This is a genomic window from Hydrocarboniclastica marina, assembly GCF_004851605.1.
Lineage (GTDB): Bacteria > Pseudomonadota > Gammaproteobacteria > Pseudomonadales > Oleiphilaceae > Hydrocarboniclastica > Hydrocarboniclastica marina.
Genome location: NZ_CP031093.1, coordinates 1702928 through 1728259, shown reverse-complemented (window position 1 = coordinate 1728259; position 25332 = coordinate 1702928). Strand labels below are relative to the sequence as shown.

Sequence of the window (25332 nt, the reverse complement as noted above, 5' to 3'; positions counted from 1 at the left end):
GTTTATGCTTGACTTGAACAAGGGGCCTGACGACCATGGTTCCTTCGTCGGCGATCTGGCTGACACCCGCTAAGCTGCCGGCCCGCTGCCAGCTTACTCGATTGTAAGTGATGAAGGAGGCATTCCGCTTACCATGCACAAGCCGGTCAAACGTGAAAACTACCTTGTTATATCGGCTATCGGGCGGGAGCATCAACTGGCTATCCTGGACATTTCCCGCGAGGTCGCAAGTCATCGGTGCACGATACTGGAGTGCCGGATGACGGTACTTGGCGAAGAGTCCGCTGCGTACTGGCTTGTGACCGGCAGCTGGGACCTGGTTTCCAAGCTTGAACAGGCGCTCGAAAGACTTCGGCAACGCCACGGCTGGAGCCTGCAGATCCAGCGCACCCCGGGGCGCCCCAATCGTCCCGGCATGCCATACACTGTCAACGTTGTGGCCGCCGACGGGCCCGGCATCATTCATGATGTAGTGCTTTTCTTTTCGTCAAGGGACATCGCTGTTGATGATCTCCAGTCCAATACCTACAACGCGCACCAGTCCGACACGCGAATTTTCTCGATGACGTTGGTCGTGCGCCTGCCGCCGTCGACTCACCTTCCTTCAATGAGGGAAGAGTTCATGCTGTTCTGTGACGAACGCAATCTCGATGCCGTGATAGAGCCTCTGCGCGGCATCTAGATCGATTGGTCAAAATTTTTGCTCAGGAGAGATTCATGTCGACAAAGCTTTCAGTGGGACAGGCTGTCCCTGACTTCACTGCGACCGCAACCGGCGATCAGACCTTCACATTGTCCGCAGAGCGCGGAAAGAACCTCGTGATCTACTTCTACCCCAAGGACAGCACGCCCGGCTGTACGACAGAAGGCCAGGAATTTCGCGATGCCATAAGCGCATTTGAAGCAGCCAATACGCGTATCCTCGGAGTCTCACGCGACAGTCTTCGCAGCCACGAAAACTTCAAAGCCAAGCAGTCGTTCCCGTTCGATCTGATTTCCGATCCGGACGAATCCGTTTGCAGGCTTTTTGATGTAATCAAGCTCAAGAAACTCTATGGCAAGGAACACCTGGGGATAGAACGCAGCACTTTTCTGATCGACGCTGACGGCAGACTTGCCCGGGAATGGCGCGGTGTAAAGGTCAAAGGTCATGTTGAGGAAGTTCTGGCGGCCGCCCAGTCTCTTTAAAACAGCATGTAGAGCGCGCGTGATTTAAGGTCGCGCCACCTCCTCCCCTGAATCTCTATATCGTAAACACAAGGTTGGCGTTCAGTTATCCCCGCTCGATCAGGAACCGAAAACGCCCCTCTGACTCGGCCTGATCCAGCAGCCGGTGGTCTGTTCTGGAAATGTAGTGAGGAATGTCGCGAGCAGAGCCGGAGTCTGTGGCAACTACCAACAACTTTGAGCCGACTGCCATATTGTTCAGGGCGAGTTTGGTTTTGAGCAAGGGCATCGGGCAGTTGAGCGCGCTCGTGTCGAGGACCTGGTCTGGCGTAGCCGAAGCTGCAGCCTGGACTTCATTATCAGTCATTGAGCCTCCCTTGCCGCTGCTCTTTGCGGAGTATGACTTTTGTTCAGGTATGGGTCTGTTCAGGGCTCATCACGCTGGACAATCCACCTGTGAACATTTCGCTCTACTACAATCGTCCGCAGGCGCCACGGTTTGATTAGTCGACCATCAAGCTGCCCGACGTTCTGAGAGCCGAAGGACCAGCGAGACCTTGCGTCGGTAGCAGCCAGAGGATCGAACTTTCCTAGCTCCACGCCAGATATAAGAACCTATACTCTCAAACCGGGTCCAAAACCGGAAGCAGTCATTACGCGCATTTTCTAGCACGGGGTAAAAATTCAATGGGCGCCTTGGTACGACGATCCTCTACCCAGTATGTCATGGTTCTGGTTCTCGCTGGCACCCTTGCGATTGGCGGCGTGCGGCCAGCCCTGGCTGAGCAGTTGCCTACCCTCGGAGGCGCCGGAGGCGGACTCCTGTCGAGCCAGCAGGAAGCTGCTATCGCCGAACACGTCATGCGTTCTTTGCGCAAAACAATGCCTGTGCTTCGGGATCCGCTTCTCGAGGACTATCTGAGCTCTGTAGTTTACAACCTCGTACCTCACGTACAGCTTAACAATCGCGACCTCACACTGGTTATCCTGGACGATCCCGCGATAAATGCTTTTGCGGTTCCGGGCGGAATAATCGGGGTCAATGCCGGCCTTTTCCTTCACGCCGAAACCGAGCAGCAGTTTGTGTCCGTTATGGCCCACGAATTGGCGCACCTCAGTCAACGCCACTTCGCCAGGCGCATGGAGCAACAGGAGCGGGCAGCACCGATGGCGCTTGCCGGCATGGTGGCGGGCATTATTCTATCGGCGGTAACCCGGAGCGATATCGGCCTGGCCGCGATTGCTGGCAGTCAGGCGCTCGCGATCCAGAACATGCTCCAGTACAGCCGCCTCAACGAGCAGGAGGCCGATCGCGTCGGCCTGGAGATCATGGCAAAAGCCGGTTATGACCCCGACGCCATGCCCCGGATGTTCGGCCAGATGCTGCGTCGGGCGCGACTGCAGGGGGACCGTCCGCCGGAGTACCTCTCCACTCACCCTCTAACGGAGTCCCGTGTATCGGACACGCAGAACCGGGCTGCCCAATACCCCAAGGGAAGTCGCGGCGACTCACTCGAGTATCATCTTATGAGGGCTCGGGCACTCGTCAAATATGCCCAATCGGCCAGCGATGCCGTCAAAACCTTTGAAGAACAGCTAGAGAAACCCGGCTCGGAAAAAAATGCCGCCCTGCGTTACGGCCTGGCGATAGCATTGCAAGCGGACAACAGAGCGGAAGAGGCAATCGGGATTCTTCAGGGGCTACTGGAGGACCATCCTGGCCATATTTCCCTGGTAGTCACTCTGGCATCTGCGGAACTGACACTCGACAAATTCGAACAGGCCGCGGACAGGCTCGAGCAGGCACTCAGGCGAAGCCCTGGCAATGTTCCGCTGCAAAGTAAGCTGGCTGAGGTTCGCATGGCCCAGAACCGTCCGGAGGCAGCGGCTAGACTCTACGAGAAACTGACCCGCAACGACCCTCAAAACAGTCAGATCTGGCAACGCCTAGCAGACGCTCAGGTCGAGTCGCGCAACATCGTGGAAGTTCATCGTGCCCGGGCAGAATATGAGCTCTTGATGAGCAACCCTGAAAGGGCTGAGATGCATCTGCGCGAGGCCATTAATCGAGCCCAGGGCAATCTTCAGGTTCAGGAAGCACTTCGCAACCGATTGCAGGAAGTGCTAGCGCGCATCGACCAATCCGGGGAACGGTAAAGCCGCCGCTTCAACCATTACCGACCGCTCTGGCTTGATGATTCCGGGTAAAGTCCAGCATACGTCCGAGTGGCACCAGCGCCCTTTTTCTGACCCCGGGATCAACTTCAATCTCCTGATGCCCTCTCTCCAGTACAGCAAGAAGATTCTCAAGTCCATTCATTCCCATCCAGGGGCACTGGGCACAGCTCCTGCAGGTAGCGCCGCGACCTGCGGTCGGTGCTTCTATAAAAATTTTGTTGGGCGCACTCTGCTTCATTTTGTAGAAGATACCGCTATCGGTCGCCACGATGAATCGCTGGTTTGGCAGTTCGGTTGCAGCCTGGATCAGGCGAGAGGTCGACCCCACCACGTCCGCCAGCTCAACAACCGCCGCGGGTGACTCCGGATGTACCAGCACCGCCGCGTCCGGATAGAGGGCTTTAAGGTCATCAAGCGCCTGGGCCTTGAACTCTTCATGGACAATACAGCTGCCGTCCCAAAGAAGCATATCTGCGCCGGTTGCGGACTGGATATACTGGCCAAGGTGGCGATCGGGAGCCCAAAGGATTTTTTCGCCCCGGCTGTCGAGATAGCTGACGATTTCCTGTGCGCAGCTGGAGGTTACCACCCAGTCGGCACGCGCTTTTACCGCCGCTGAGGTATTGGCATAAACGACCACCGTGCGGTCCGGGTGGGCATCACAGAAGGCAGTGAACTCATCGTCTGGGCAGCCGATATCCAAAGAACAGGTTGCCTCCAGAGTGGGCATGAGCACCGTCTTTTCTGGGTTCAGAATCTTTGCAGTTTCACCCATGAACTTCACGCCGCACACAACCAGAGTAGAGGCAGCATGCAAACTGCCGAAGCGGGCCATTTCCAGCGAATCCGATACGCAGCCGCCCGTTTCTTCAGCCAGCGACTGCAGCTCAGGGTCGGTATAGTAGTGCGCAACCAGCGCGGCGTCCCGCTCCTTCAGCAACGCTTTGATCCGCTGCCTGAGTAACTGTGTGTCGGCACCGCCCACCGCCCGGGCCTCGTGTTCGCGGGCGAAAAATTCCTGCACCAGGATTCGGTCTTGTCTCTCTGTCATAATCGCGTCCGCAACCTCGGTTCGACAACATGTCAGTAACTTAATATGGGGTTCCGCAAACCGATTCTAACCCCTGGGCACGGCATTTGTGCAGCCTGACACCATTGCCCGTGCAGCCTCTGAGAAATAGTGACACGCCATTCCGAACAGAAAAGCCGGAAATCGGCCAAAAAAAAGAGAGCTTGAACAGTCAAGCTCTCTCTATAGGATGGTGGGTCGTGCAAGATTCGAACTTGCGACCAATTGGTTAAAAGCCAACTGCTCTACCAACTGAGCTAACGACCCGCCTGAAGCGAGCCCTCGATGCCGAAAACACACCGATGGCAAAAATGGTGGGTCGTGCAAGATTCGAACTTGCGACCAATTGGTTAAAAGCCAACTGCTCTACCAACTGAGCTAACGACCCGATCGAGGCGCATATGGTACGGATTTTTGCCAGCTTCGCAAGCGTTTTATTGCCCTTTCAGGGTCTCCCGACGACAGCCCTGCTCTGCCCTTTAAGCCTGACTGAAGATCAGCCCGGGTTCTTCCGCAAAAACTCATTCGCCAGCTCAGCCGCGTTACTGCCGGGATAGCGCTGTTGCACCGACCGCATGGTTTCACGTGCTTCAGCATTCTGACTCAGGCTCTGCTGGGCAATACCTAGCTTGTACAACGCATCTGCGGCCTTGCGGTGTTCAGGGAACCGGGCCGTGACAATAGTGAAGGCCTGTCTCGCCTGGTCAGGCTCGGACTCCGCCAGATACAACTCGCCCAGCCAATAATAGGCGTTAACGGTCAGATCGCCTTCGGGATAAGCCGCAATAAACTCGTACAGCTCATCAATGGCAGTCGTGTACTGTTTGGCCCGAATTTTTTCCTGGATCGCGTTGTATGTTTTTTGCTCAAAGTCGTTCGGCTGCCTGAATGACTTCGCTGACGTGTCTCCGGGTTTGCTTTGGGTGGCGGCCGCGCCGGTGGGCGACGGGTTAACAGCCGGCACTGAGCCCGCGTCCTCTAGCGCAGAAAGACGCTTTGAGAGCTCGAGCAGTCGGCCGTCCAGGTCGACATAGCGATCCCGTCCCTGGGTGGAGAGCTTCTCGATCTGGTGTTGCTGCTCTTCAACCTTTCCACGCAGGGTTCTGACCTCTTCACGCAATTGTTCAACCATGAAGAACAACTCGCTCGCGGCCTGATTGCGAGTACCGTCGTTACCTGACTGAAAAGCGGGCACCGATTGGGCTGATACTGCACTACCCAAGGCCAGCAGCACACCAGCCAAAAGCAAATTTCGCATGACGATGTTACTCGTACTCAAGTTCTACGCGACGGTTCTTCGCGTAAGCTTCTTCTCCGCTGCCACTCACGGCAGGGCGCTCCTCACCGTAGCTGACGGTTTCGATACGGTCCCGTGAAACACCGTTGACAGCCAGGTAGCGTTCGACAGCCTGGGCCCGACGTTCGCCCAGCGCGAGGTTGTACTCGGTCGTACCGCGTTCGTCGGTGTGGCCTTTCAGCACAACATCGGTTGAGCTGTTATTTGCGAGGTAGCGAGCATGAGCCATCAACACGTCGCGTGATTCAGCCCGGATCTCGGCGCTGTCGAAGTCAAAGTAAATGGTACGGACGTCGCGCAAGGCCATGTCCTGTTGACGGGATTGCTCGGCCGCCGCGCGCTCATCCGCCAGATCACTGCCAGAAACACCGCTGCCCGAGCCGCCGCCATAGACTTCGCTGCCCCCGTCCTGGTCCACGGGCTGCGCATCGCCAGGCATGCCGAAGTCCTGATCCGACCCTGTAGAGCTACAACCCGCTACAAAGGCCATCGACAGCGCGAGGATAACTGCTTTTTGCTTGGCGTAATTGATCATCTTGCGTTCCTTGATTCCATGTTTTGACTAGTTTAGAAAGGGAGACCACGCAGGTTCCTTGACCTTACCCTCTTTAGCCGGAAGAGTGTAATGCGACCGCCCATCACTTGATACCACAGCTAAAACGGTCTGATCACCTCGACCCGTGGCATAGATTAACATTTGCCCGTTTGGCGCGACATCAGGACTTTCATCCAGCCCTGTGCGCGTTAGGATAGTCATCTCTTCGCTCTCCAGATTCAACTTCGCCGTGTGGAAGTTACCGTCGCGCTGGTGAATAAAATACAGCGTCTTACCATCTGGCGAGAAACGAGGTCTAGCATTGTACCGGCCCTCGAAAGTGACACGACTGACATTGCGGCTAGCGACGTCCATGAGATAAACCTGGGGACCACCAGACCGGTCTGAAGTGAAAGCGATTCGCTTACCGTCGGGCGACCAGCTGCCCTCCGTATCGATAGCCCAATGATCGGTCAATCGCTGAACCTCCTTGGTCGCCAGGTTCAGCCGATACAGATCGGCACTGCCGTCCTTTGACAGGGTAACCAGGAGAGAACGCCCATCCGGAGCCCAGTTTGGGGCGGAGTTCATGCCCCGGTAGCTTGCGACTTTCTCACGCTTGCCTGACGTGAGCTCATGGACGTAGATAGCCGGGCGACCGCCCTCAAAAGAAACATAAGCAAGTTTTTGCCCGTCCGGAGACCAATCGGGGGAGAGTATCGGTTCTGAGCTCTTCAGTAGAACTCGAGAATTGCGTCCGTCAGCGTCGCTGGTCTGCAATTCGTATACAGGCTTGCCCAGCAAATCATTCTGGGTCACATAAGCGAGCTTCGTTGAGAAGGCGCCTTTGATACCTGTAACTGCCTCGTAGACTTTGTCGGCAACATAATGACCCAGAGAACGCAGACTGTCGCGGTCGACCGTCGACTGCTGGCCGAGAATGCGCTGCTGACGGTTTACATCCAGCAGCTCAAAGCGCAACTGCACCCGTCCGTTTGCGGCCGGGGTCAGTTCGCCCACGACCAGATACTGCTGGTCGAGCAGGCGCCAATCACGGTAGTAGACCTGGTCACCGCGGGACGGCAAGCTCAGCATTTTCTCCGGCGCCAATGCCTTGAAATCGCCGCTCATCATGAGGTCGTCCCGCACCACTCCCGCTACATCCTCGGGCAGAGACATATTTTCAGGATTGGCGAATGGCACCACGGAGATCGGCAGGGCACTATCAGCGCCCTCGGTGATGCGAATGTTCAGCTCACTCTGTACCGGCATCGCAACCAGCAAAAGAAGAGCGAAACAGATCTGAGACAATGTTTTACGGCTTACCATGGCGTCCTACCGAAGTGTTTCGGGATTGAAGGTGATCGTAAACTGGCGGAAGCTGCGATTGAAAATGCGCGCATCTTCGGGCACTGGAAACCTATTGACTTTCCGCACCGCACTCAACGCGGAGTTGTCGAAAGCGGCACTACCACTACCGCTGACAAGCTCGACGCTGGCAAGTTCACCTGTCGGCAAAAGACTGATTCTCAGCACAGCTTCCATTTGCTGATTCGCTGCAGGCGGAACAAACCAGTTGTTTTTGAGCACCTGCTTTATCCTGGACTCATACTCACTGGTGACCGACTGTGCCCGTTGAGCATCTGCACGTGCCTGCTCCGCGGCTCGGGCTGCCTCTTCGGCGCGCTGCTGAGCCTGACTGCGGGCTTCCGTCGCCTGTTCACTCATTTGCCTCAGCCGCTCTTCCTGTGCCCTTCGACGAGCCTCACGTTCTTCCTCCTCTTTACGGGCCTGCTCCTGTCTGCGCTTTTCTTCTTCCTGACGTCGCCGTTGCTCTTCCTGTTTCTGTCTCTCGGCCGCCTCTCGTTTTCGGCGCGCCTCTTCTTCCGTCCTTCGTTTCTCCTCAGCTCGACGCTTCTCTTCAGCTAGACGTTGCTCCTCAGCTTTTCGCGCCTGTTCCGCCTTCCGTTGCTGCTCGGCCTCCTGCTGTTTGCGTTCTGCTTCAGCCTGCTCCGCCTGCCGTTTTTTCTCAAGCGCGATCGCCTTCGGGTCAGGCTGAGGCTCTGGCTCTGGTTCTGGCTCTGGTTCTGGCTCTGGCTTCGGTTCAGGCTGAGGCGCCTGAGCAGGCGTCCGGGGCTCGGGGGGCTGAACCGACTCGGGCGACACCAGCCGCGCTTGAATACTCGAGGGTCTGTTGACCTCTTGCGGACTGGTCCATTGCCAGCTCACCAGACTGATGACTGCGATCACCCCGTGCACGAGCACGGACAGCCCCACCGGGCCGAGTAAAGGCTCCCGTTCGACCTGTGATTTTCTTGAATTACGATCATCCACAGGCGTTACCCTTGGGGCTCCTCTGTTATCAAGCCGACACGCTGTGCGCCGACCTGTTGCAGCCGTGACATGAGACTCACCACTGTGCCATACGCCACTTTGTGGTCGCCCCGCACAAGCACATTCGCATCAGGGCGCTGCGCAAGAATTTTTTCAACCTGCGCCTGAACAAGTTCGATGGAGAGGGCCCGCTCGGGCTCTTCACCGGCATCAAGATAATAGGCGCCGTCCGCATCCACAGACACGATCACCGGTTCCGCATCTTTATCCATATCTATGGGTTCGGAGGTGGTTTGCGGCAGTTCCACGCTCACCCCCTGGGTCAGCATGGGCGCCGTGATCATGAAAATGACCAGCAACACCAGCATGACGTCGATGTAGGGCACGACGTTTATGTCGGACATTGACTTGCGCCGGGGGCGCGGGGCCTGATTCATAGCCATAGGAGTGTGCTCGCTTCCTGGCCCGGTTTAGCCGCGTTCGCTGCTGTGAACGCGGCGATGGAGAATACTGGAGAATTCTTCAGCAAAGGTCTCGTAATTGCGCAACAGGGTATCGGATTGGGCAGCAAAACGGTTATAGGCCATCACCGCCGGGATTGCCGCAAACAGACCCATCGCCGTGGCTATCAGCGCTTCGGAGATGCCTGGGGCTACCGTGGCAAGCGTAGCCTGCTGCATCTGAGCGAGACCACGAAATGAGTTCATGATGCCCCAAACGGTACCGAACAGCCCGATATAGGGGCTGGTAGAGCCTACGGTTGCAAGAAACGGGAGGTGATTTTCCAGTTTGTCGCCCTCACGGGACAGTGCGACGCGCATCGCCCGCTGGGTGCCTTCCAGAATGGCATCCCGATCTTCACTCTGCTGGCGGAGTCGGGAAAATTCCTTGAAGCCAGCTCTGAAGACTGACTCCATGCCCCCATAAGGCGTCGGACTGGCATTGACTTCCCGGTACAGCTGCCCCAGATCCATGCCGGACCAGAAGCGCTCTTCGAATGTTTCGTGACTCTTACGCGCCTGCTTGAAAATCTTCAGCCGCTGGAAAATGATGCCCCACGATACGACCGAAGCAAGCAACAACAGCAACATCACCATCTGGACCAGGAAACTGGCATTGGCGATCAGATGCCAAATTGATAACTGCGAGTCCACATTGATCTCCTATCAGTAACGGAAACTCTTTAGAGCGCTTGACTCGACCGGTGTGTGGGCAATGCCTGCGCTCGTAAGAAAAAACAAACCCTAGAAACAATGACTGAAGCCTTGCCAGCTGCCCGACTTCAAGGTCATGCGGCTCTTTCAACCAGCCCGCTCAAGAGCAGCCCTCAGGCTTTCCGGCATGGCCCGTGGTCTGCCGGTTAGCAGATTTGTACAGGCAACCTTGATTCGCGCCTGCACAAGTACGTCGCCAGACCCGGCCAGGCCAACCTGCTGCTCAAAATCCATGTAGGTTTTGCCGAAGCGAGTGACGTCTGCCGATACCCATAACTGGTCGTCCAATCGTGCCGGGCGGAGATACCGTATCTCAAGCCCGTGAACGACAAAACTGATATTTTCGCCCAGTCCCGCCCGCATGGCTATGCCACGCGCTCTCGCCCATTCCGTGCGCGCCCTTTCCATGAACTTCAGATAGTTGGCATAAAAGACGATTCCGCCGGCGTCAGTGTCTTCTATATAGACCCGTACGGGCCAGGTGAAAGGCGGAGCGGGATCTGTCATTCATGCCCCCCCGGGGACGGGTTGAAAGCGTCCTGCTGACCGCCCGCAGCGGCCGTGCCCGGTACCGGCAACCCGAAATGGAGATAGGCGTGGGTTGTTGCCATACGGCCACGGGACGTCCTTACCATGTAGCCCTGCTGAATGAGAAATGGCTCCAGTACATCCTCGATAGTGCCGCGTTCTTCGCTTATAGCTGCCGCAAGGCTATCAACTCCGACCGGGCCACCGTCAAATTTCTCAACCAGCGCCAGAAGCAGGCGCCGATCCATGTGATCGAATCCCTGTTGATCGACCTTAAGTAAGTTGAGGGCCTCATCAGCGACAGTCTGACCGATACGGCCATCGTAACGAACCTCAGCAAAATCACGGACCCTTCGCAGCAACCGATTCGCAATGCGAGGGGTCCCACGGGAACGCCTGGCGATCTCGCCGGCTCCGGCAGTGTCTATTTCCAGTCCTAACAGGGCAGCCGAGCGAGAGACTATGTGGGTCAGGTCAGCCACGCTGTAGAACTCCAGACGCTGCACGATACCGAACCTGTCCCGCAACGGGGAGGTCAGCAGACCTGCGCGGGTGGTCGCACCGACCAGGGTGAACGCGGGCAGATCAAGCTTGATCGAACGTGCGGCGGGTCCTTCGCCGATCATGATATCGAGCTGATAGTCTTCCATGGCCGGATAGAGAATTTCTTCGACGACCGCGTTAAGCCGATGAATCTCATCGATAAAGAGAACATCGCCTTCTTCAAGATTGGTGAGAATCGCGGCAAGGTCACCTGCTTTCTCAAGCACCGGCCCTGAAGTGCTTTTGATCGCGACCCCCATCTCATTGGCGATGATATTGGCCAGCGTGGTCTTGCCTAACCCGGGGGGACCAAAGATGAGCACGTGGTCAAGTGCCTCCTCCCTCGCCCGGGCAGCGCTGACAAAAATATCCATTTGCTCGCGGACCGCGGGCTGCCCCACGTAGTCGACCAGACGCTGTGGCCGGATAGCGCGGTCCTGATGCTCGTCTTTGGCTACGGCCTGGGGAGCAATAAGCCTGTCGGATTCGATCATTGCGTCTTCCAGTTGTCGGTCCAGGGCCGTGGGGAAAGGCCGCGCTTATTCTACAGATTCACCTGGCCCGTCGCGTTACCAAACAGTCAGACAGAATCGCAACGCATCTACAATGGCGAGCGCCATTTGAAGGCGACTCAGCGCAGCATGCCTTTTAGCGCCTGCCTGATCAACGCTTCGCTGTCCAAGCCATCCACGGCGATACGCGCAACGGCCCTACTCGCCTCCTGAGGCTTGTAACCCAAGGCGATCAGCGCCTCCTCCGCTTCCTCCACGGCGGTAGCAGGCCGCGCCTGCACCCGAGCAGGGCCCGAATCGGTGCCGATAATGACTGGCTTGTTCTCGAGGAGTTTGATGCGATCGCTCATTTCAATCACAAGGCGTTCGGCTGTTTTTTTCCCTACACCCGGGATTTTGACGAGTCGGGCCACATCGTGGGTTTCCACTGCCGCAATAAATGCTTCTGGCTCCAGCCCAGACAGGATAGTCAGCGCCATTTTCGGGCCTACACCGCTGGTCCGTATCAGCATACGGAAGAGGTCGCGGTCCATGCGCTCAGCGAATCCATATAACGCCTGAAAGTCCTCGCGAACCACGAAGTGCGTCAGCAAAACGGCCTCGGCCCCGACCTCGCCTAACCGAAAAAACGTCGTATATGGGATTTCGATGTCGTATCCCACCCCGCCGCATTCAATTAGTGCAAGGCCGGGCCGCTTTTCCAGCAATGTGCCTCTGATCCGCCCGATCACTTTCTACCTCCGTTATGAGAGAACAGTACATGGTAGGTTGAGAAGGCAACGGCGAATGTCGCTTCAGGACGCCCGGCCCCGGCGGACTGTCCGGGATACGTTCAATCGCAGCATACTTTGCCTGAAGTTGGAGTGGCTGACCGCAATCGCAAGGGCGTCTGCTGCATCAGCCTGAGGCTTCCGCGAGAGTTTCAGTAGTGCCTGGACCATATGCTGCACCTGTGATTTCTCAGCAGCCCCCTTCCCTACCACTGCCTGCTTGACCTGACGCGCCGAATATTCAAAAACGGGCAGACCGGCATTGGCCGCGCACACGATTGCCGCGCCTCGGGCTTGTCCCAGCTTCAATGCCGAGTCGGCGTTTTTGGCCAGAAACACCTGCTCAATCGCGAACTCTTCAGGTCGAAACGTCGCGATCAGCTCGGCGAGTCCGGCATAAATAATCTGGAGACGCTCGGCCAGTGGCTTCTCGCCCATGCGAATGCAGCCACTATCGAGGTATTCCATATGGCGCCCTTCGGTGCGAATGACGCCGTAACCGGTAATACGGGAACCGGGGTCCACGCCGAGAATGATCGTCATGGAGCGGCCCACATTGCCCGCTCAACCCAGTCCGGCATCCGTTGTGGCATATGCTCACACCCAGGCGTAGCCGCAATCAGCACAATGGACCGGGTAGCCGCGTACGGCTTCTCGGCGACAGGACATTGAGCAAGTCGACCTGTCGGGTCATGAATCAGCCTTTAACATTGGACTGATCGACGCCGGCCTGATTATTCTCAGCCACAGGCTTGCGGAGACGGATATGCAGTTCCTGCAACTGCTTCTCGTCCACTTCACCCGGGGCTTCTGTCATCAGGCAGGTGGCACTCTGGGTTTTCGGGAAGGCAATAACGTCCCGAATGGATTGAGCTCCAGTCATCAACATGATCAGGCGGTCAAGCCCGAAAGCCAGCCCGCCATGGGGCGGGCATCCAAACCGCAGTGCGTCCAGAAGGAAGCCGAATTTCGCGCGCGCCGCCTCATGGTCGATACCGAGCAGCCCGAATACCGTTTCCTGCATTTTCTCGTCGCTGATACGGATGGACCCGCCGCCCAGTTCGGTGCCATTGAGCACCATATCGTAAGCACGGGAAAGGGCATTGGCGGGATCCGCCTTGAGTTCTTCAGCACTGCATGAGGGCGCCGTGAACGGATGATGAATCGCATGAAGGCCGCCATCTGGAAGCTCTTCGAACATGGGGAAGTCGACAACCCAGCACGGCGCCCATTCCCGCTCCAGGCGACCCAGGTCATGACCAACCTTGACGCGCAGTGCGCCCAGTGCCTCATTGACGACATTAACCTTGTCGGCGCCGAAAAAGACGATGTCGCCATCAGCGGCCCCGAGCCGCTTCATAATAGCCAGGCTGGTCTCCTCACCGAGGAACTTGACGATGGGCGACTGCAGACCTTCTGCGCCCTTTGCCAGCTCGTTAACCTTGATCCAGGCCAGGCCGCGTGCGCCGTAGATCGCGACGAATTTGGTATAGTCGTCGATCTGCTTGCGCGACAGTTCACCACCCTGGGGCACTCGCAACGCTGCCACCCGACCTTTCGGATCCTTGGCCGGACCGGAAAAGACTTTGAAGTCGACATCTGCAACCAAGTCAGCCACGTCAACCAGTTCCAGAGGGATGCGCAGATCAGGCTTGTCACTGCCATAGCGCGACATGGCTTCGGCGTAGGTTATCCGCGGAAATTCCGGCAGCTCAACCGACAGGAGCTCAGCAAACATCTGGCGGACCATCCTCTCCATGATGCCGGTCAGTTGAACCTCATCGATAAACGAGCACTCCACATCCACCTGGGTAAACTCAGGCTGACGATCCGCGCGCAGATCCTCGTCGCGGAAGCATTTGGCAACCTGATAATAACGGTCGATCCCGGACACCATCAGCAACTGTTTGAACAACTGAGGTGACTGGGGTAACGCAAAAAAGCTTCCAGCATGGGTACGGGAGGGCACCAGGTAATCGCGAGCGCCTTCCGGTGTGGCCCGGGTGAGAATCGGCGTCTCAATATCGAGAAACCCTTCCCCATCCAGGAAATTACGAATATAAGTGGTTACCCGTGAGCGGAACCGCAGCCGATTGAGCATCTCGGGCCTACGCAGATCCATGAAGCGGTAGCGCAGCCGAACGTCTTCGCCCACGTCGACATACTCGTCGAGCGGAAAGGGCGGCGTTGCGGCCGCATTGAGCAACTCGAGTTCTTTGCCCAGAACCTCAACCTGGCCGGTCGCCATATTGCTGTTCTCGGTACCAGCCGGGCGCGCGCGGACACGTCCGCGGACCTTCACTACGTACTCACTTCGGACCTTGTCGGCCCGCGCGAAGCTTTCAGCAGTATCGGGGTCAAACACGACCTGGGCGATACCATCACGATCCCGCAGATCAAGAAAGATCACGCCACCGTGGTCGCGACGCCGGTGCACCCAGCCGCAAAGGGTAACGTCCTGATCAATGTGGGACTCGTTGATAGCACCGCAATAATGACTCCGCATACCGCCTACCTGTCTCTTCGGGTTAACTTTTATATGACGAAAATTCGGGAGATTTAAGCTTTCCCGTATCTTTAGCTCGCTTCCGCAGGCTTGGACTTACTCGCGGTGACTTCTGAGCTGCCGGCACTGGCGTTTGACGCAGCGGCGGGCGTGGAATCGCCAGCCAGATTCTTTTTGCCGCCCGTTTTGAAATCAGTTTCATACCAGCCGCTGCCCTTGAGCCTGAATCCGGCCGCTGAGATCTTTTTCCGCAGGGTTTCGCCCTGGCATGCCGGACAGACCGTCAGCGGGTCTGCGCTCATGCGCTGGATGAAATCTTTTTCAAGGCCACAGGCCGTACACACATACTCATAAATTGGCATGATCAATCCTCTAAACCAACCAAACGCCATTAGACAGTCAGCGCCATACCGCATTTCGCAAACCAACAGTTCGCCGAGCAACAGCTCCCGGAGAAATAGCTCGTGGACAAAGCTTTGGCTCAACCTCAGGCGCGCGCGGGATTCGCCATGCGCTGACACCGGGTTGAGTTCGCCAACTTTAAGGCGCCCCATACAGAGTTCCAGACAAGCAGAGAGCGGCTGCTATCAAGTGAACGCGCGCCCTCACCCACCAAGGGGGATCTACGGCGGGCCGTCCTTTTGGAAGGCCAACATTATAAACACATTGGCAACGAAAATCAGAAAGCGTTTGCGACCCGGCGACGTGGTCAGATCAAGCCTGGACAACCACTTCAGTGGGGCTATCCTCTCTCACAGACGATACAATGCAACGTCCATTTCGGCCCAATGCGGCCTCAACAACTTACCGAAAATCCAACTGGGGTAGCCAGTGTCGCTTCGCACAGAGCAGAAACTTAAAACCCGCCGCGCACTCATGGATGCGGCCCTGGGGCTACTCAGCGCCGACCGGGGTTTCGGCAGCCTGAGCCTCCGAGAGGTCGCTCGCGAAGCGGGCGTCGCGCCGACTTCGTTTTACCGTCACTTCACAGATCTGGACGAACTGGGCCTGGCTTTGGTAGATGAAGCAGGCGTGGCCCTGAGGCAGCTGATGCGCCAGGCCCGGAAGAGAATCCGCAGGGGCGGCAGTACAATCACCACTTCAGTCGATACTTTCATGGAGTATCTGACGACCAACGCCACGCTGTTCAGGCTGCTTCTGAGGGAGCGTTCCGGTGTTTCGCCAGCTTTCCGGACAGCGATCCACGCCGAGATCAAGCACTTCGTAACGGAGCTGAGCGAAGACCTGGACCGCCTGGGCAAGGAGCGAAAGAAGCCGCTTTCGGACTCTTATCTGGTAGCTGAGGCAATGGTTACACTGGTATTCAACCAGGGTGCAGAAGCCCTGGACGCACCGGCCAAGGCGCGCGCCGAGGTGACAGAGAAGCTGAACAAGCAACTGCGGATCGTACTGGTCGGTGCTCAGGCGCTGGCAGAGTAAATTATTTACTATCAGCCATTTAGAAGAGGTTCTTGAGAGGCTTTAGTCTTTCCTGAACTGCCACCAACTGAGAATGGCTGTACGGTTCAGCCGGCAGCTTCCCCCACACCGGGCCAGGCCAGGCGGGGTCGTCCCGATAGCGGACAATGTGGTGAATGTGAAGCTGGGAGACCTGATTCCCCAGCGCAGCAATATTAAGCTTGTCGCCGCCAAATTCGTCCATAAGCCATCGACCCAGACGGGTGGACTCCTCCAGCCACTGGAGCCGGTCCTCCCGGCTCAGTTCGTAGAGCTCCAATACGCCCTCGCGTCGGGGCACAAGGATAAGCCAGGGATACTGCCTGTCGTTCATCAGCAGAACTTCGCTTAGAGGCCAGTGCGCAATCACCTCGGTATCGGCGGCTAGCCTGGAAGCGAGCTGGAAAGCAGTCATAGGCTGCGGTTATCCCGATGATTGAGAGACAGGGCGAGCGAAACTGTTTCTCAACAGTTCCGCTCGCAGGAAGCTACTTCTGGAACTGGTTCAGACCGCGCCCAATCGCATAGTAAGTCAATCCACGGCGGGTCAGCATCTCAGGCTCATAAAGGTTTCGGCCATCAAAAACAACAGGATGCGATAGATTCTTTGCAATCAACTCGAAATCGGGCGACCGAAATTCCTTCCACTCAGTGCAGATCACCAACGCGTCCGCATTCTTGAGTGCCTGCTCTTTTGTACCGCAAAGGTGCAGGCCTGCCTGGTCTCCGTAGATGCGCTGGGTTTCTTCCATCGCTTCCGGGTCAAACGCCTGGACCTGTCCTCCCGCCTTCCAGATCGATTCCATTACCGTCCGGCTGGGCGCCTCGCGCATGTCGTCAGTGTTGGGTTTGAAGGCCAGGCCCCAAAGAGCGATCGTCTTGCCTTTCAGGTCTCCCTTGAAATGGTGATTCAGCTTGTCGAACAGGACATGTTTCTGGGCATCATTGACGTCCTCGACCGCGTCGAGAAGACGGGCTTCATAATCAATCGCACGAGCAGCCCGCGCCAGTGCCTTTACGTCCTTTGGAAAGCACGAGCCGCCATAACCACAACCGGGATAGATAAAGTGGTAGCCAATACGCGGGTCGGAGCCGATACCACGGCGAATGTGCTCGACATCCGCTCCCAGTCGCTCGGCCAGGTTAGCAATCTCGTTCATGAAGCTGATTTTGGTGGCGAGCATGGCATTTGCAGCGTACTTGGTAAGCTCTGCCGAACGGACATCCATGTAGATCATCCGTTCGTGATTGCGGTTGAAGGGATAATAGGCTTCGCGCAGCAACTCTTTGGCACGGTCGCTCTCTACCCCGACAATAATCCGGTCGGGCTTCATGAAATCGTTAACAGCCGCGCCTTCTTTCAGGAACTCAGGGTTGGACACCACATCAAAGTCGAGCTTCTTGCCGCGCTTGTCGAGCTCTTCCTGAACAGCGACAGCAACTTTGTCAGCAGTCCCTACCGGAACCGTGGACTTGTCGATAATGACGCGGTAGTCCTCCATGCGCGAGCCAATGGTCCGGGCTACAGCCAGCACGTACTGAAGATCGGCTGAGCCATCTTCGTCTGGAGGCGTCCCCACGGCAATGAATTGCAGTTCGCCATGGGCTACGGCTTCGTCGGCATCCGTAGTGAAGCTCAGGCGACCCGCCTCAACGTTGTGGTGAACGATAGGCTCCAGGCCGGGCTCGTAGATGGGGATATGCCCTTCCCGCAGACGCGCTACCTTATTCTCATCCACATCGACACAGACCACGTGGTGGCCGGCGTCCGCTAGACATGCACCGGATACAAGACCCACATAGCCAGTCCCAAAAATCGTAATACGCATGTTTCCAGTTCCCTGAAGTTGTTGTGGTCAAAGTAGGCTTACTTGCGCTCGAGCCAGAGACGTTCCCAGGCGAGCGCGGTGGTAACGATAGTGTCGAGGTCGTCGTAGTCCGGCTTCCAGCCCAGCGTTGCACGGATCTGCTGGTTGTCTGCCATCAGCGCCGCCGGATCGCCAGCACGCCGCTCTGTTTCTTTGACGGGGAAATCCACCCCCCCAATACGCTTCACCGCCTCTATCACTTCCCTGACGGTGAAGCCGCGGCCGTAGCCACAGTTGAGGATACGGGACTCGCCACCCCCGGCCATGTAGTCAAGCGCCATCACGTGCGCCTTGGCCAGATCCTCAACATGGATATAATCCCGAACACACGTGCCGTCGCGGGTGCCGTAGTCGGTGCCAAAAATCTGCATACCGTCCCTCTGGCCGGTCGAGCACTCGCTGGCGACTTTGATCAGATGGGTGGCCTCCGGAGTCGCCTGACCGATACGCGACTGCGGGTCGGCTCCGGCTACGTTGAAATAGCGAAGAATGACGTGTTGCAGGCCTGACGCAGCGGACAGATCCGTAATCATCCGCTCGCTCATCATTTTTGAGGCACCATAGGGATTGATCGGCAAAAGCGGGCTCAGCTCGTCAATTATGGGCTCATCAGGCATACCGTACACAGCAGCGGTTGAGGAAAAGACCAGGCGGGGAACCTTGAACCGATCGATTGCCTTGAGGAGATTAAGGGTATTGCGCGTGTTGTTGCCATAGTACTTGAGCGGATTTTCAACGGACTCAGGTACAACAATATTGGCGGCAAAATGCAGCACAGCATCAAATTTACCGGCCTCGAAGACAGCATGGAGCGCGTCTTCATCGGCGACGTCACCCACTACGAGCTCACCGTAGGTTACAGCCCAGGGATACCCGGTCGAAAGGTTGTCGTAGACCACAATGTCATGCCCGGCTTCGCCAAGCTGCCGTACTACGTGGCTGCCAATGTAACCGGCACCGCCAGTGACCAGTACCTTCATCCACTATCTCCCTGTTGAGAATTGCATCAGTCGTGCTGTCAGTCTGTAATGTCGCGCTTCGCCGCAAGCCGCTCTGCTTTTCGCAGCGCCCGACGGTGAGCAAAAAAATCGCTGATCAAGCGCTGGCAAGGCTCGGCGAGCACACCTTCAATGACGCTGACTCGCCAGTTCATGGCGTCGTGTTCAAGCAGCGCATTGCGCGAAACCACCGCCCCTGCCTTGGGCTCACGGGCGCCGAATACGAGCCGCGATATGCGGGCATGCACCAGCGCGCCAGCGCACATAGTACAGGGTTCGAGTGTTACGTAGAGAGTAGCTCCACTGAGACGGTAATTTTCGGCTCGTTCGCACGCGGCCCTGATGGCCCTGATTTCGGCATGGGCGGTACCATCGCAACTACTTATAGGGGCGTTGTAACCGGTCCCAAGCTCTACCCCACCAGCGACGACGACCGCGCCTACGGGCACTTCCCCGTTGACTTCAGCTTGAGCTGCCAGTTCAAGCGCTCGTTGCATCCAGCGAAGATCCTCAGCCGTATGCTCGACCCCGTCCGTCGGAACGGTCATTGCTGAAATTTCATTCCCACTCAATGGTCGCTGGCGGCTTGGAGGAGACGTCGTACGTTACCCGGGAGACACCAGAGATCTCGTTGATAATCCGATTCGAGACCGTTTCCAGCAGCTCATAGGGCAAGTGCGCCCAACGGGCAGTCATAAAGTCGATCGTTTCAACTGCTCGCAAAGCGATCACGTACTCATAGCGGCGACCATCGCCGACCACACCTACGGACTTCACCGGCAGGAAAACCGCAAATGCCTGGCTGGTCTTGTGGTACCAATCGGCGCGGTGTAACTCTTCGAGAAAGATAGCGTCGGCCCGACGCAGAATGTCAGCATATGGTTTTTTGACTTCGCCAAGTATACGTACGCCCAACCCGGGACCGGGAAACGGATGCCGATAGACCATGTCGTACGGCAGCCCCAGCTCAAGGCCGATTCTTCGAACCTCATCCTTGAACAACTCTCGCAGCGGCTCCACCAGTTTCATACGCATGGTTTCCGGCAGGCCGCCCACATTATGGTGAGACTTGATCACCTGGGCCTTGCCCGTCTTAGCCGCCGCTGACTCGATAACATCGGGATAGATGGTGCCCTGGGCCAGCCAGTTCACGTCCTCGATCCGCGTTGCTTCGGCGTCGAACACTTCAATGAAGGTATTGCCGATGACCTTACGCTTCTGCTCCGGGTCCGACACCCCCTTGAGCCGATCAAGAAACAGGTCCTCGGCGTCCGCCCGGATGACCTTGACGCCCATGCTCTTGGCGAACATATCCATGACCTGATCGCCTTCGTGCAGACGCAGCAAGCCATTGTCCACAAAGACGCATGTCAGCTGGTCGCCGATGGCCTTATGCAGAAGGGCCGCTGTTACGGACGAGTCAACGCCTCCAGACAGCCCCAGGAGCACCTTGTCAGTACCTACCTGATCGCGAATCTGCCTGACCGCATCATCGACGATCTGGCTCGGGGTCCAGAGCGTCTCACAACCGCAGATCTGGCGTACGAAGTTTTCCAGTATCCGCTGGCCCTGAAGGGTATGTGTGACCTCCGGATGAAACTGCACGGCAAAAAGCTTCTTCTCGACATGCTGCATGGCGGAAATCGGGGCACTTTCGGTCGAGGCTACCAGTTCGAATTCAGGCGGCAGCTTGACCACTTGGTCGCCGTGGCTCATCCACACGTCCAGCACAGGCTCGCCCTGATCGGTGACATGATCCGATATGCCTTTAAGCAGATCGCTACCGGTACGGACCTTGACCTGGGCGTAGCCAAACTCCTGCTTGTCGGCACCCGCTACCCGACCACCCAACTCTTCGGCCATGGTCTGCATGCCGTAGCAGATACCCAGAACCGGCAGCGCCATGTCAAAAACGCCAGCGGGCGCACGAGGCGAGTCTAGCTTGGTGACAGATTCCGGACCACCAGCGAGAATTATCCCCCGGGGGGAGAACTCGCGGATTTCCTCAACACTGATGTCGAAAGGCTTAACTTCACAGTAGACGCCAATCTCACGGATACGCCGGGCGATCAACTGAGTGTATTGCGAGCCGAAGTCCAGTATCAGCAAGCGGTGGTCATGAATATTCTGAGCCATGAATTCCTCGAGTCAGAGACGCAACAGGGCGACATTCGAGCCGCCCTGTTGCGCTGGAGAACCGTCCTGAAGGTAAGAGCAAAGCGCCGCAAAGGCCTCGACTGTTACCCGATACGGTAATTAGGCGCTTCTTTGGTGATGGTCACGTCGTGGACATGACTCTCACGCATCCCGGCATTGGTGATACGGGTAAACTGGGGTTTTGTCCGCATTTCTTCGATATTCCGGCAACCGGTGTAGCCCATGGATGCGCGCAGACCACCCATCATCTGATGCACGATGGCTTTCATGGGTCCCTTGCATGCAACCCGGCCTTCAATGCCCTCGGGTACAAGCTTTTCGGTACCTTCGCTGGCATCCTGGAAGTAGCGGTCGCTGGACCCCTGCCCCATGGCCCCCAGAGAACCCATACCCCGGTAAGCTTTATACGTGCGCCCCTGGAAAAGCTCGACTTCTCCGGGTGCCTCGTCTGTACCCGCCAGCAGACTGCCTACCATTACAGCATGGGCACCCGCGGCGACGGCCTTGGCCAGGTCACCGGAGAAACGAACGCCGCCGTCGGCAATCACCGCGACGTCGCTGTTGCGAAGGGCCTCGGCGACATTGGATACCGCCGTTATTTGTGGCACGCCAATACCGGCCACAATGCGTGTGGTACAGATGGAGCCCGGGCCGATACCAACCTTGACTGCATCCGCGCCCGCTTCGGCCAATGCCAGAGCTGCGTCTGCTGTCGCGATATTGCCGGCGATCACCTGTACATCCGGGTAGCGCTGCTTGACCCAGCGGACGCGCTCGACCACGCCGCGGGAATGACCGTGCGCCGTGTCGATAACAATGACGTCTACCCCAGCATCCACCAGTGCAGCAATACGCGCTTCAGTGTCGCCACCGGTACCTACTGCCGCACCGCAGCGCAGGTGACCCTGGGCGTCTTTACAGGCGGCCGGATAATCGCTGGCCTTCTGGATGTCCTTGACGGTTATGAGCCCCTTGAGCTCGTAACTGTCATTGACCACCAGCACTTTCTCGATGCGGTGGCGGTGCAGCAGCTCTTTGACTTCTTCCAGGTCGGCGCCTTCCTTGACCGTTACAAGTTTGTCCTTGGGCGTCATGATATCCGCGACTTTGGTGTCGAGCCGTCCTTCAAAACGGATGTCGCGGCCGGTGACAATGCCCACCAGATCGGGACCGTCGACGACCGGTAGCCCGGAAATCTTGTTGGCAAAGGTGATGTCCAGAAGCTCTCGTACCGTCGTTTCAGGCGAAACGGTGATCGGATCCTTGACGACGCCACTTTCAAACTTCTTCACTTTACGCACAGCCGCGGCCTGTTGCTCCACGGTCATATTCTTGTGGATGATGCCGATCCCGCCAACCTGGGCCATCGCAATCGCCAACTCGGCACCGGTCACCGTATCCATGGCTGCCGATACAAGGGGCACGTTGAGTTCAATGCCGCGGGTGACACGTGTTTTGAGCTGCACCTCATTGGGTAGGACTTCAGAGTAACCGGGGATCAATAAAACGTCGTCGAAGGTAAGCGCTTCTTGGGCGATTCGCAGCATGGAGGGCGGCCTTTAAGACTAGCGATGTATAAGCGCGCTATTATAATTCCGCGCCGGGACGGGGTAAAGGAAGCATCCGGGCGACCGCACCATTGGCGGGGATGTGCTGCCGCGTGCCGGATAACTGAACGGAGACCCGCGCTAGCCTGAGCTCACCTGCGGACGGCTTTGCTTGGACACCAGCCAGACCCCAAAAGCCACTAGCACGACACTCAGGCCGTGGTGCCACCCAGGCGCCTCACCGAACAGGAACACGCCGGTCAGGCCGCCCGTGAGCGTGACCAGATAACCGAGCTGACTGAAATACACCGGGTCAACCTGACGCAAAAACTGGAAGTAGCTCACGTAGCCGCCTGTCATAAGCAGTACCTGCAGGGCCAGTGGCAGCATTGAGCCAACCCCTGTCCCTGACCAACCGGACCATAGCGCGACCGCGAGCAGTGGCACGAAGAGCATGCCCGATGCCAGCAGCATACCGGCAGCCAGCGCAGTGGCCGACATTTCTGTCGGCATACGCTGTTTCCGGTAGATATTGCCTATTGCGAGAGAGAGCGGAATGAACAGGCCGATGTAAGGTACCGCCACCTCATCCGTATTGGCGCCAAGTAACGGGGCCAGTACCAGCGTCAGAGCGCCGACGGTCCCCAACAACAGACCGGCTACCCGCAGAGGCGCGAGCCTGTCCAACCCCAGTAGCCAGCTTAATGCCTGCGTGAACACGGGCGACAACAGATAGAAAACCGCGGCGGTAATGACGCCATCCTGCGCCATTGTCAGAAAAACCAGCCAGTTGGGAATGACCAGTGCCAGAGCGCCGGAGATCGCCGAATAGCCCCAGAAGCCTGCTCGCCAGAAGCCCTGGGCGGGCTTCATAACCGCAAAAATAGCCGTCAGCAACGCGCCGGCCAGCAGCACCGGCGCAAGGGTAAACGTCAGCCCGCCCCAGCCACTGTTGCGGGCCCAGTTCACGGTGGCAAGCATAAGCCCGAGGGTGATCCCTGTCCGGGCCAGTAGAAAGACCATGTGTCGACGATCACTCACATCACATTCCCTGGATGAGGTCGGGCGGGCTACCGGGCCGGATCATATCAGACACAGACACAAACCGAATGACAGCTCGTCCATGGGCTGCAAAGAACGCCCGGGGCTTTCAGGACGGCAGATATCGTCTGCTAAGATGCATCACCGGAAACCCAACGGAGCACCCCATGGCGTTAACATTGGATGAGCCTGTACCACGCAGCCACGCCTTGACGGTCAGCGAACTGACCCGCCAGGTTCGTCACCTTCTGGAAGTGAGTTTTCTCCAGGTTTACGTGGAGGGCGAAATCTCCGGCCTGTCCCGGCCGTCGTCAGGGCATTGGTACTTCTCCATCAAAGATGCCAAAGCCCAGATCCGCTGCGCCATGTTCCGCTCCCGGAGCCAGTTGGTGAGGATTCAGCCCAAGGATGGCGATCAGGTAATGCTGCGCGCCAAGGTCAGCCTTTATGAAGCGCGGGGCGATTTCCAGCTCATTGTTGAAGCTATTGAGCCCGCCGGACTGGGCGAACTCCAGCGCGCCATTGAGGCGCTAAAGCATAAACTCAAAGACGAAGGGCTTTTCAACGATGAGCACAAGCAGGCGCTGCCCGTCCTGCCTGGCCGCATTGGGGTCGTCACTTCGCCTACCGGAGCGGCTATACACGACATTCTGTCAGTGCTCGGACGGCGTTTTCCCGGCATTCCGGTGACGCTCTACCCAACCGCTGTACAGGGCAGGCAGGCCGCTGGAGAGATAGCGGCGGCCATCGAACTGGCCAACCGGCATCAGCGTTGCGATGTGTTGATAGTCGGCCGCGGTGGCGGCTCACTGGAGGACCTCTGGCCGTTCAACGAAGAGCGCGTCGCGCGGGCCATTTTTGCCAGCCGTATACCGACGGTGAGTGCTGTTGGCCATGAGGTCGATTTTACGATAGCGGACTTTGTGGCCGACTGGCGTGCACCGACACCGTCAGCTGCAGCGGAGAAACTTTCGCCCAACCGGCAGGACTGGCTAGACCAACTGACGAGGCTGGAAGAACGTCTGATACTGGCCGCGAGGCGCCGGCTGACCGGGCTGCGCGAATGCCTCGGCCAATTGAGGCAGCGCCTGCGCGACCCTCGTCGCCAATTGGAAGACAGCGCCCAGCGCCTGGACGACCTCGACCGCCGCCTTACCATTGCGCTGAACCAGCAGTTGCGCCGAAAGGACCAGCGTTTCTGTGAAATTCGAGGCCGCCTGATAGCGCAATCTCCTCAGCGCCGTATCGCCCCTGCCCGGGAAAAGGCCCGGTCTGTCGCTCACAGACTCGAGCGGGCCATGTCCCAACGATTGGAGCGGGCGGAGCAGCGCCTGCGACACGCCGCAAGCTCACTGGACCTTATCAGCCCCCTCGCTACGCTCGGCCGGGGATATGCCATCGTTGGCTCGGACAAGGACACAATCGTTCGCAGGGCCGATCAGGTTCAGGCCGGCGACCGGGTGACCGCACAGCTGGCAAATGGCCGGCTCTATTGCCGCGTTGAAAAAACCGAAGCCGAGCAGCCAGAACTGGCCTTCGGTACCCCGAGAGATTCTGCCTGAAGGCCAGTGTCCTGTCCGGGTAACTCGCTGACCCACGCACGCCGGTGC

At 57.7% G+C, this 25332-nt stretch carries 26 protein-coding genes and 2 tRNA genes; 5 read left to right on the top strand and 23 right to left on the bottom strand.

The genetic code is table 11. From position 1 onward, the window contains the following. Nucleotides 1-133 precede the first annotated feature (133 nt). Together soil367_RS07730 and soil367_RS07725 are read left to right on the top strand one after the other, a co-directional pair. Nucleotides 134-682, top strand: coding sequence for a glycine cleavage system transcriptional repressor (locus tag soil367_RS07730; protein WP_136548511.1), 549 nt, complete (start codon nt 134-136; stop codon nt 680-682). A gap of 35 nt (nt 683-717) precedes the next feature. Then, nucleotides 718-1188 (top strand): peroxiredoxin, encoded by a 471-nt coding sequence (locus soil367_RS07725; protein ID WP_136548509.1) that lies wholly within the window; start codon nt 718-720, stop codon nt 1186-1188. A gap of 85 nt (nt 1189-1273) precedes the next feature. On the opposite strand, the gene soil367_RS07720 is transcribed toward soil367_RS07725, so the two are convergent. Then, nucleotides 1274-1534: a sulfurtransferase TusA family protein gene (locus soil367_RS07720; RefSeq protein WP_136548507.1), complete on the bottom strand. Its 261-nt coding sequence runs from the start codon at nt 1532-1534 to the stop codon at nt 1274-1276. A gap of 320 nt (nt 1535-1854) precedes the next feature. Here soil367_RS07720 and soil367_RS07715 point away from each other — a divergent pair, with 320 nt between their 5' ends. Beyond that, a complete protein-coding gene (locus soil367_RS07715; protein ID WP_136548505.1) occupies nt 1855-3324 on the top strand; it encodes a M48 family metalloprotease in 1470 nt (489 codons plus the stop codon). A gap of 10 nt (nt 3325-3334) precedes the next feature. On the opposite strand, the gene nadA is transcribed toward soil367_RS07715, so the two are convergent. The 15 genes from nadA to soil367_RS18980 form a co-directional block, all read right to left on the bottom strand. Further along, on the bottom strand, nt 3335-4396 hold the full coding sequence (gene nadA, locus soil367_RS07710) for a quinolinate synthase NadA (protein WP_136548502.1): 1062 nt from the start codon (nt 4394-4396) through the stop codon (nt 3335-3337). Nucleotides 4397-4605: 209 nt separating this feature from the next. After that, nucleotides 4606-4681: transfer RNA gene (locus soil367_RS07705), tRNA-Lys, on the bottom strand. A 45-nt stretch (nt 4682-4726) separates the two neighbouring features. Then, nucleotides 4727-4802: transfer RNA gene (locus tag soil367_RS07700), tRNA-Lys, on the bottom strand. Between the two features lie 108 nt (nt 4803-4910). Then, nucleotides 4911-5672 carry a tol-pal system protein YbgF gene (ybgF, locus tag soil367_RS07695; RefSeq protein WP_136548500.1) on the bottom strand — a complete coding sequence of 254 codons (762 nt, stop codon included), beginning with the start codon at nt 5670-5672 and terminating at the stop codon, nt 4911-4913. A 7-nt stretch (nt 5673-5679) separates the two neighbouring features. Further along, entirely contained in the window at nt 5680-6246 is a 567-nt protein-coding gene (gene pal / locus soil367_RS07690) for a peptidoglycan-associated lipoprotein Pal (protein ID WP_136548497.1), read from the bottom strand. Nucleotides 6247-6273: 27 nt separating this feature from the next. Next, the gene (gene tolB, locus soil367_RS07685; protein ID WP_136548495.1) at nt 6274-7575 is read right to left on the bottom strand and encodes a Tol-Pal system beta propeller repeat protein TolB; all 1302 of its coding nucleotides are present in this window, start codon (nt 7573-7575) and stop codon (nt 6274-6276) included. Nucleotides 7576-7581: 6 nt separating this feature from the next. Next, nucleotides 7582-8580: a cell envelope integrity protein TolA gene (tolA, locus tag soil367_RS07680; RefSeq protein ID WP_246065582.1), complete on the bottom strand. Its 999-nt coding sequence runs from the start codon at nt 8578-8580 to the stop codon at nt 7582-7584. Between the two features lie 5 nt (nt 8581-8585). Further along, nucleotides 8586-8984: a protein TolR gene (gene tolR, locus soil367_RS07675; protein ID WP_216642785.1), complete on the bottom strand. Its 399-nt coding sequence runs from the start codon at nt 8982-8984 to the stop codon at nt 8586-8588. A gap of 66 nt (nt 8985-9050) precedes the next feature. Beyond that, a complete protein-coding gene (gene tolQ / locus soil367_RS07670; protein ID WP_136548491.1) occupies nt 9051-9734 on the bottom strand; it encodes a protein TolQ in 684 nt (227 codons plus the stop codon). Between the two features lie 147 nt (nt 9735-9881). Further along, nucleotides 9882-10301: a tol-pal system-associated acyl-CoA thioesterase gene (gene ybgC, locus soil367_RS07665; protein ID WP_136548488.1), complete on the bottom strand. Its 420-nt coding sequence runs from the start codon at nt 10299-10301 to the stop codon at nt 9882-9884. Then, nucleotides 10298-11359: a Holliday junction branch migration DNA helicase RuvB gene (gene ruvB / locus soil367_RS07660; RefSeq protein WP_136548486.1), complete on the bottom strand. Its 1062-nt coding sequence runs from the start codon at nt 11357-11359 to the stop codon at nt 10298-10300. Before ruvB ends, ybgC begins: the two co-directional genes overlap by 4 nt. A 137-nt stretch (nt 11360-11496) precedes the next feature. Further along, nucleotides 11497-12108, bottom strand: coding sequence for a Holliday junction branch migration protein RuvA (ruvA, locus tag soil367_RS07655; protein ID WP_136548484.1), 612 nt, complete (start codon nt 12106-12108; stop codon nt 11497-11499). 63 nt (nt 12109-12171) lie between these two features. After that, a complete protein-coding gene (ruvC, locus tag soil367_RS07650) occupies nt 12172-12690 on the bottom strand; it encodes a crossover junction endodeoxyribonuclease RuvC (RefSeq protein WP_136548482.1) in 519 nt (172 codons plus the stop codon). A gap of 154 nt (nt 12691-12844) precedes the next feature. Further along, nucleotides 12845-14653, bottom strand: a complete 1809-nt coding sequence (aspS, locus tag soil367_RS07645) for an aspartate--tRNA ligase (protein WP_136548480.1) — start codon at nt 14651-14653, stop codon at nt 12845-12847. A 71-nt stretch (nt 14654-14724) separates the two neighbouring features. Beyond that, nucleotides 14725-15207, bottom strand: coding sequence for an FmdB family zinc ribbon protein (locus soil367_RS18980; protein WP_246065581.1), 483 nt, complete (start codon nt 15205-15207; stop codon nt 14725-14727). A gap of 277 nt (nt 15208-15484) precedes the next feature. Here soil367_RS18980 and fabR point away from each other — a divergent pair, with 277 nt between their 5' ends. Then, nucleotides 15485-16093, top strand: coding sequence for an HTH-type transcriptional repressor FabR (gene fabR / locus soil367_RS07635; protein ID WP_136548478.1), 609 nt, complete (start codon nt 15485-15487; stop codon nt 16091-16093). A 19-nt stretch (nt 16094-16112) separates the two neighbouring features. Here the strand turns inward: fabR and soil367_RS07630 are convergent, their stop codons facing one another. From soil367_RS07630 to soil367_RS07600, 7 genes are all read right to left on the bottom strand, one after another. After that, nucleotides 16113-16526, bottom strand: coding sequence for an HIT domain-containing protein (locus soil367_RS07630; protein WP_136548476.1), 414 nt, complete (start codon nt 16524-16526; stop codon nt 16113-16115). Between the two features lie 73 nt (nt 16527-16599). Further along, nucleotides 16600-17940 carry a UDP-glucose dehydrogenase family protein gene (locus tag soil367_RS07625; RefSeq protein WP_136548474.1) on the bottom strand — a complete coding sequence of 447 codons (1341 nt, stop codon included), beginning with the start codon at nt 17938-17940 and terminating at the stop codon, nt 16600-16602. Nucleotides 17941-17978: 38 nt separating this feature from the next. Continuing rightward, nucleotides 17979-18959, bottom strand: coding sequence for a UDP-glucose 4-epimerase GalE (galE, locus tag soil367_RS07620; RefSeq protein ID WP_136548472.1), 981 nt, complete (start codon nt 18957-18959; stop codon nt 17979-17981). A 38-nt stretch (nt 18960-18997) separates the two neighbouring features. Continuing rightward, complete coding sequence (gene tadA, locus soil367_RS07615; protein ID WP_136548470.1) at nt 18998-19525, bottom strand: tRNA adenosine(34) deaminase TadA; 528 nt, start codon at nt 19523-19525, stop codon at nt 18998-19000. 10 nt (nt 19526-19535) lie between these two features. After that, nucleotides 19536-21113: a glutamine-hydrolyzing GMP synthase gene (gene guaA / locus soil367_RS07610; RefSeq protein WP_136548468.1), complete on the bottom strand. Its 1578-nt coding sequence runs from the start codon at nt 21111-21113 to the stop codon at nt 19536-19538. Nucleotides 21114-21217: 104 nt separating this feature from the next. Next, nucleotides 21218-22681 (bottom strand): IMP dehydrogenase, encoded by a 1464-nt coding sequence (gene guaB / locus soil367_RS07605; RefSeq protein ID WP_136548466.1) that lies wholly within the window; start codon nt 22679-22681, stop codon nt 21218-21220. A 141-nt stretch (nt 22682-22822) separates the two neighbouring features. After that, complete coding sequence (locus tag soil367_RS07600) at nt 22823-23722, bottom strand: DMT family transporter (protein ID WP_136548464.1); 900 nt, start codon at nt 23720-23722, stop codon at nt 22823-22825. A gap of 167 nt (nt 23723-23889) precedes the next feature. Between soil367_RS07600 and xseA the strand changes: the two genes are divergently transcribed. After that, entirely contained in the window at nt 23890-25284 is a 1395-nt protein-coding gene (gene xseA, locus soil367_RS07595; protein WP_136548462.1) for an exodeoxyribonuclease VII large subunit, read from the top strand. Nucleotides 25285-25332 lie beyond the last annotated feature (48 nt).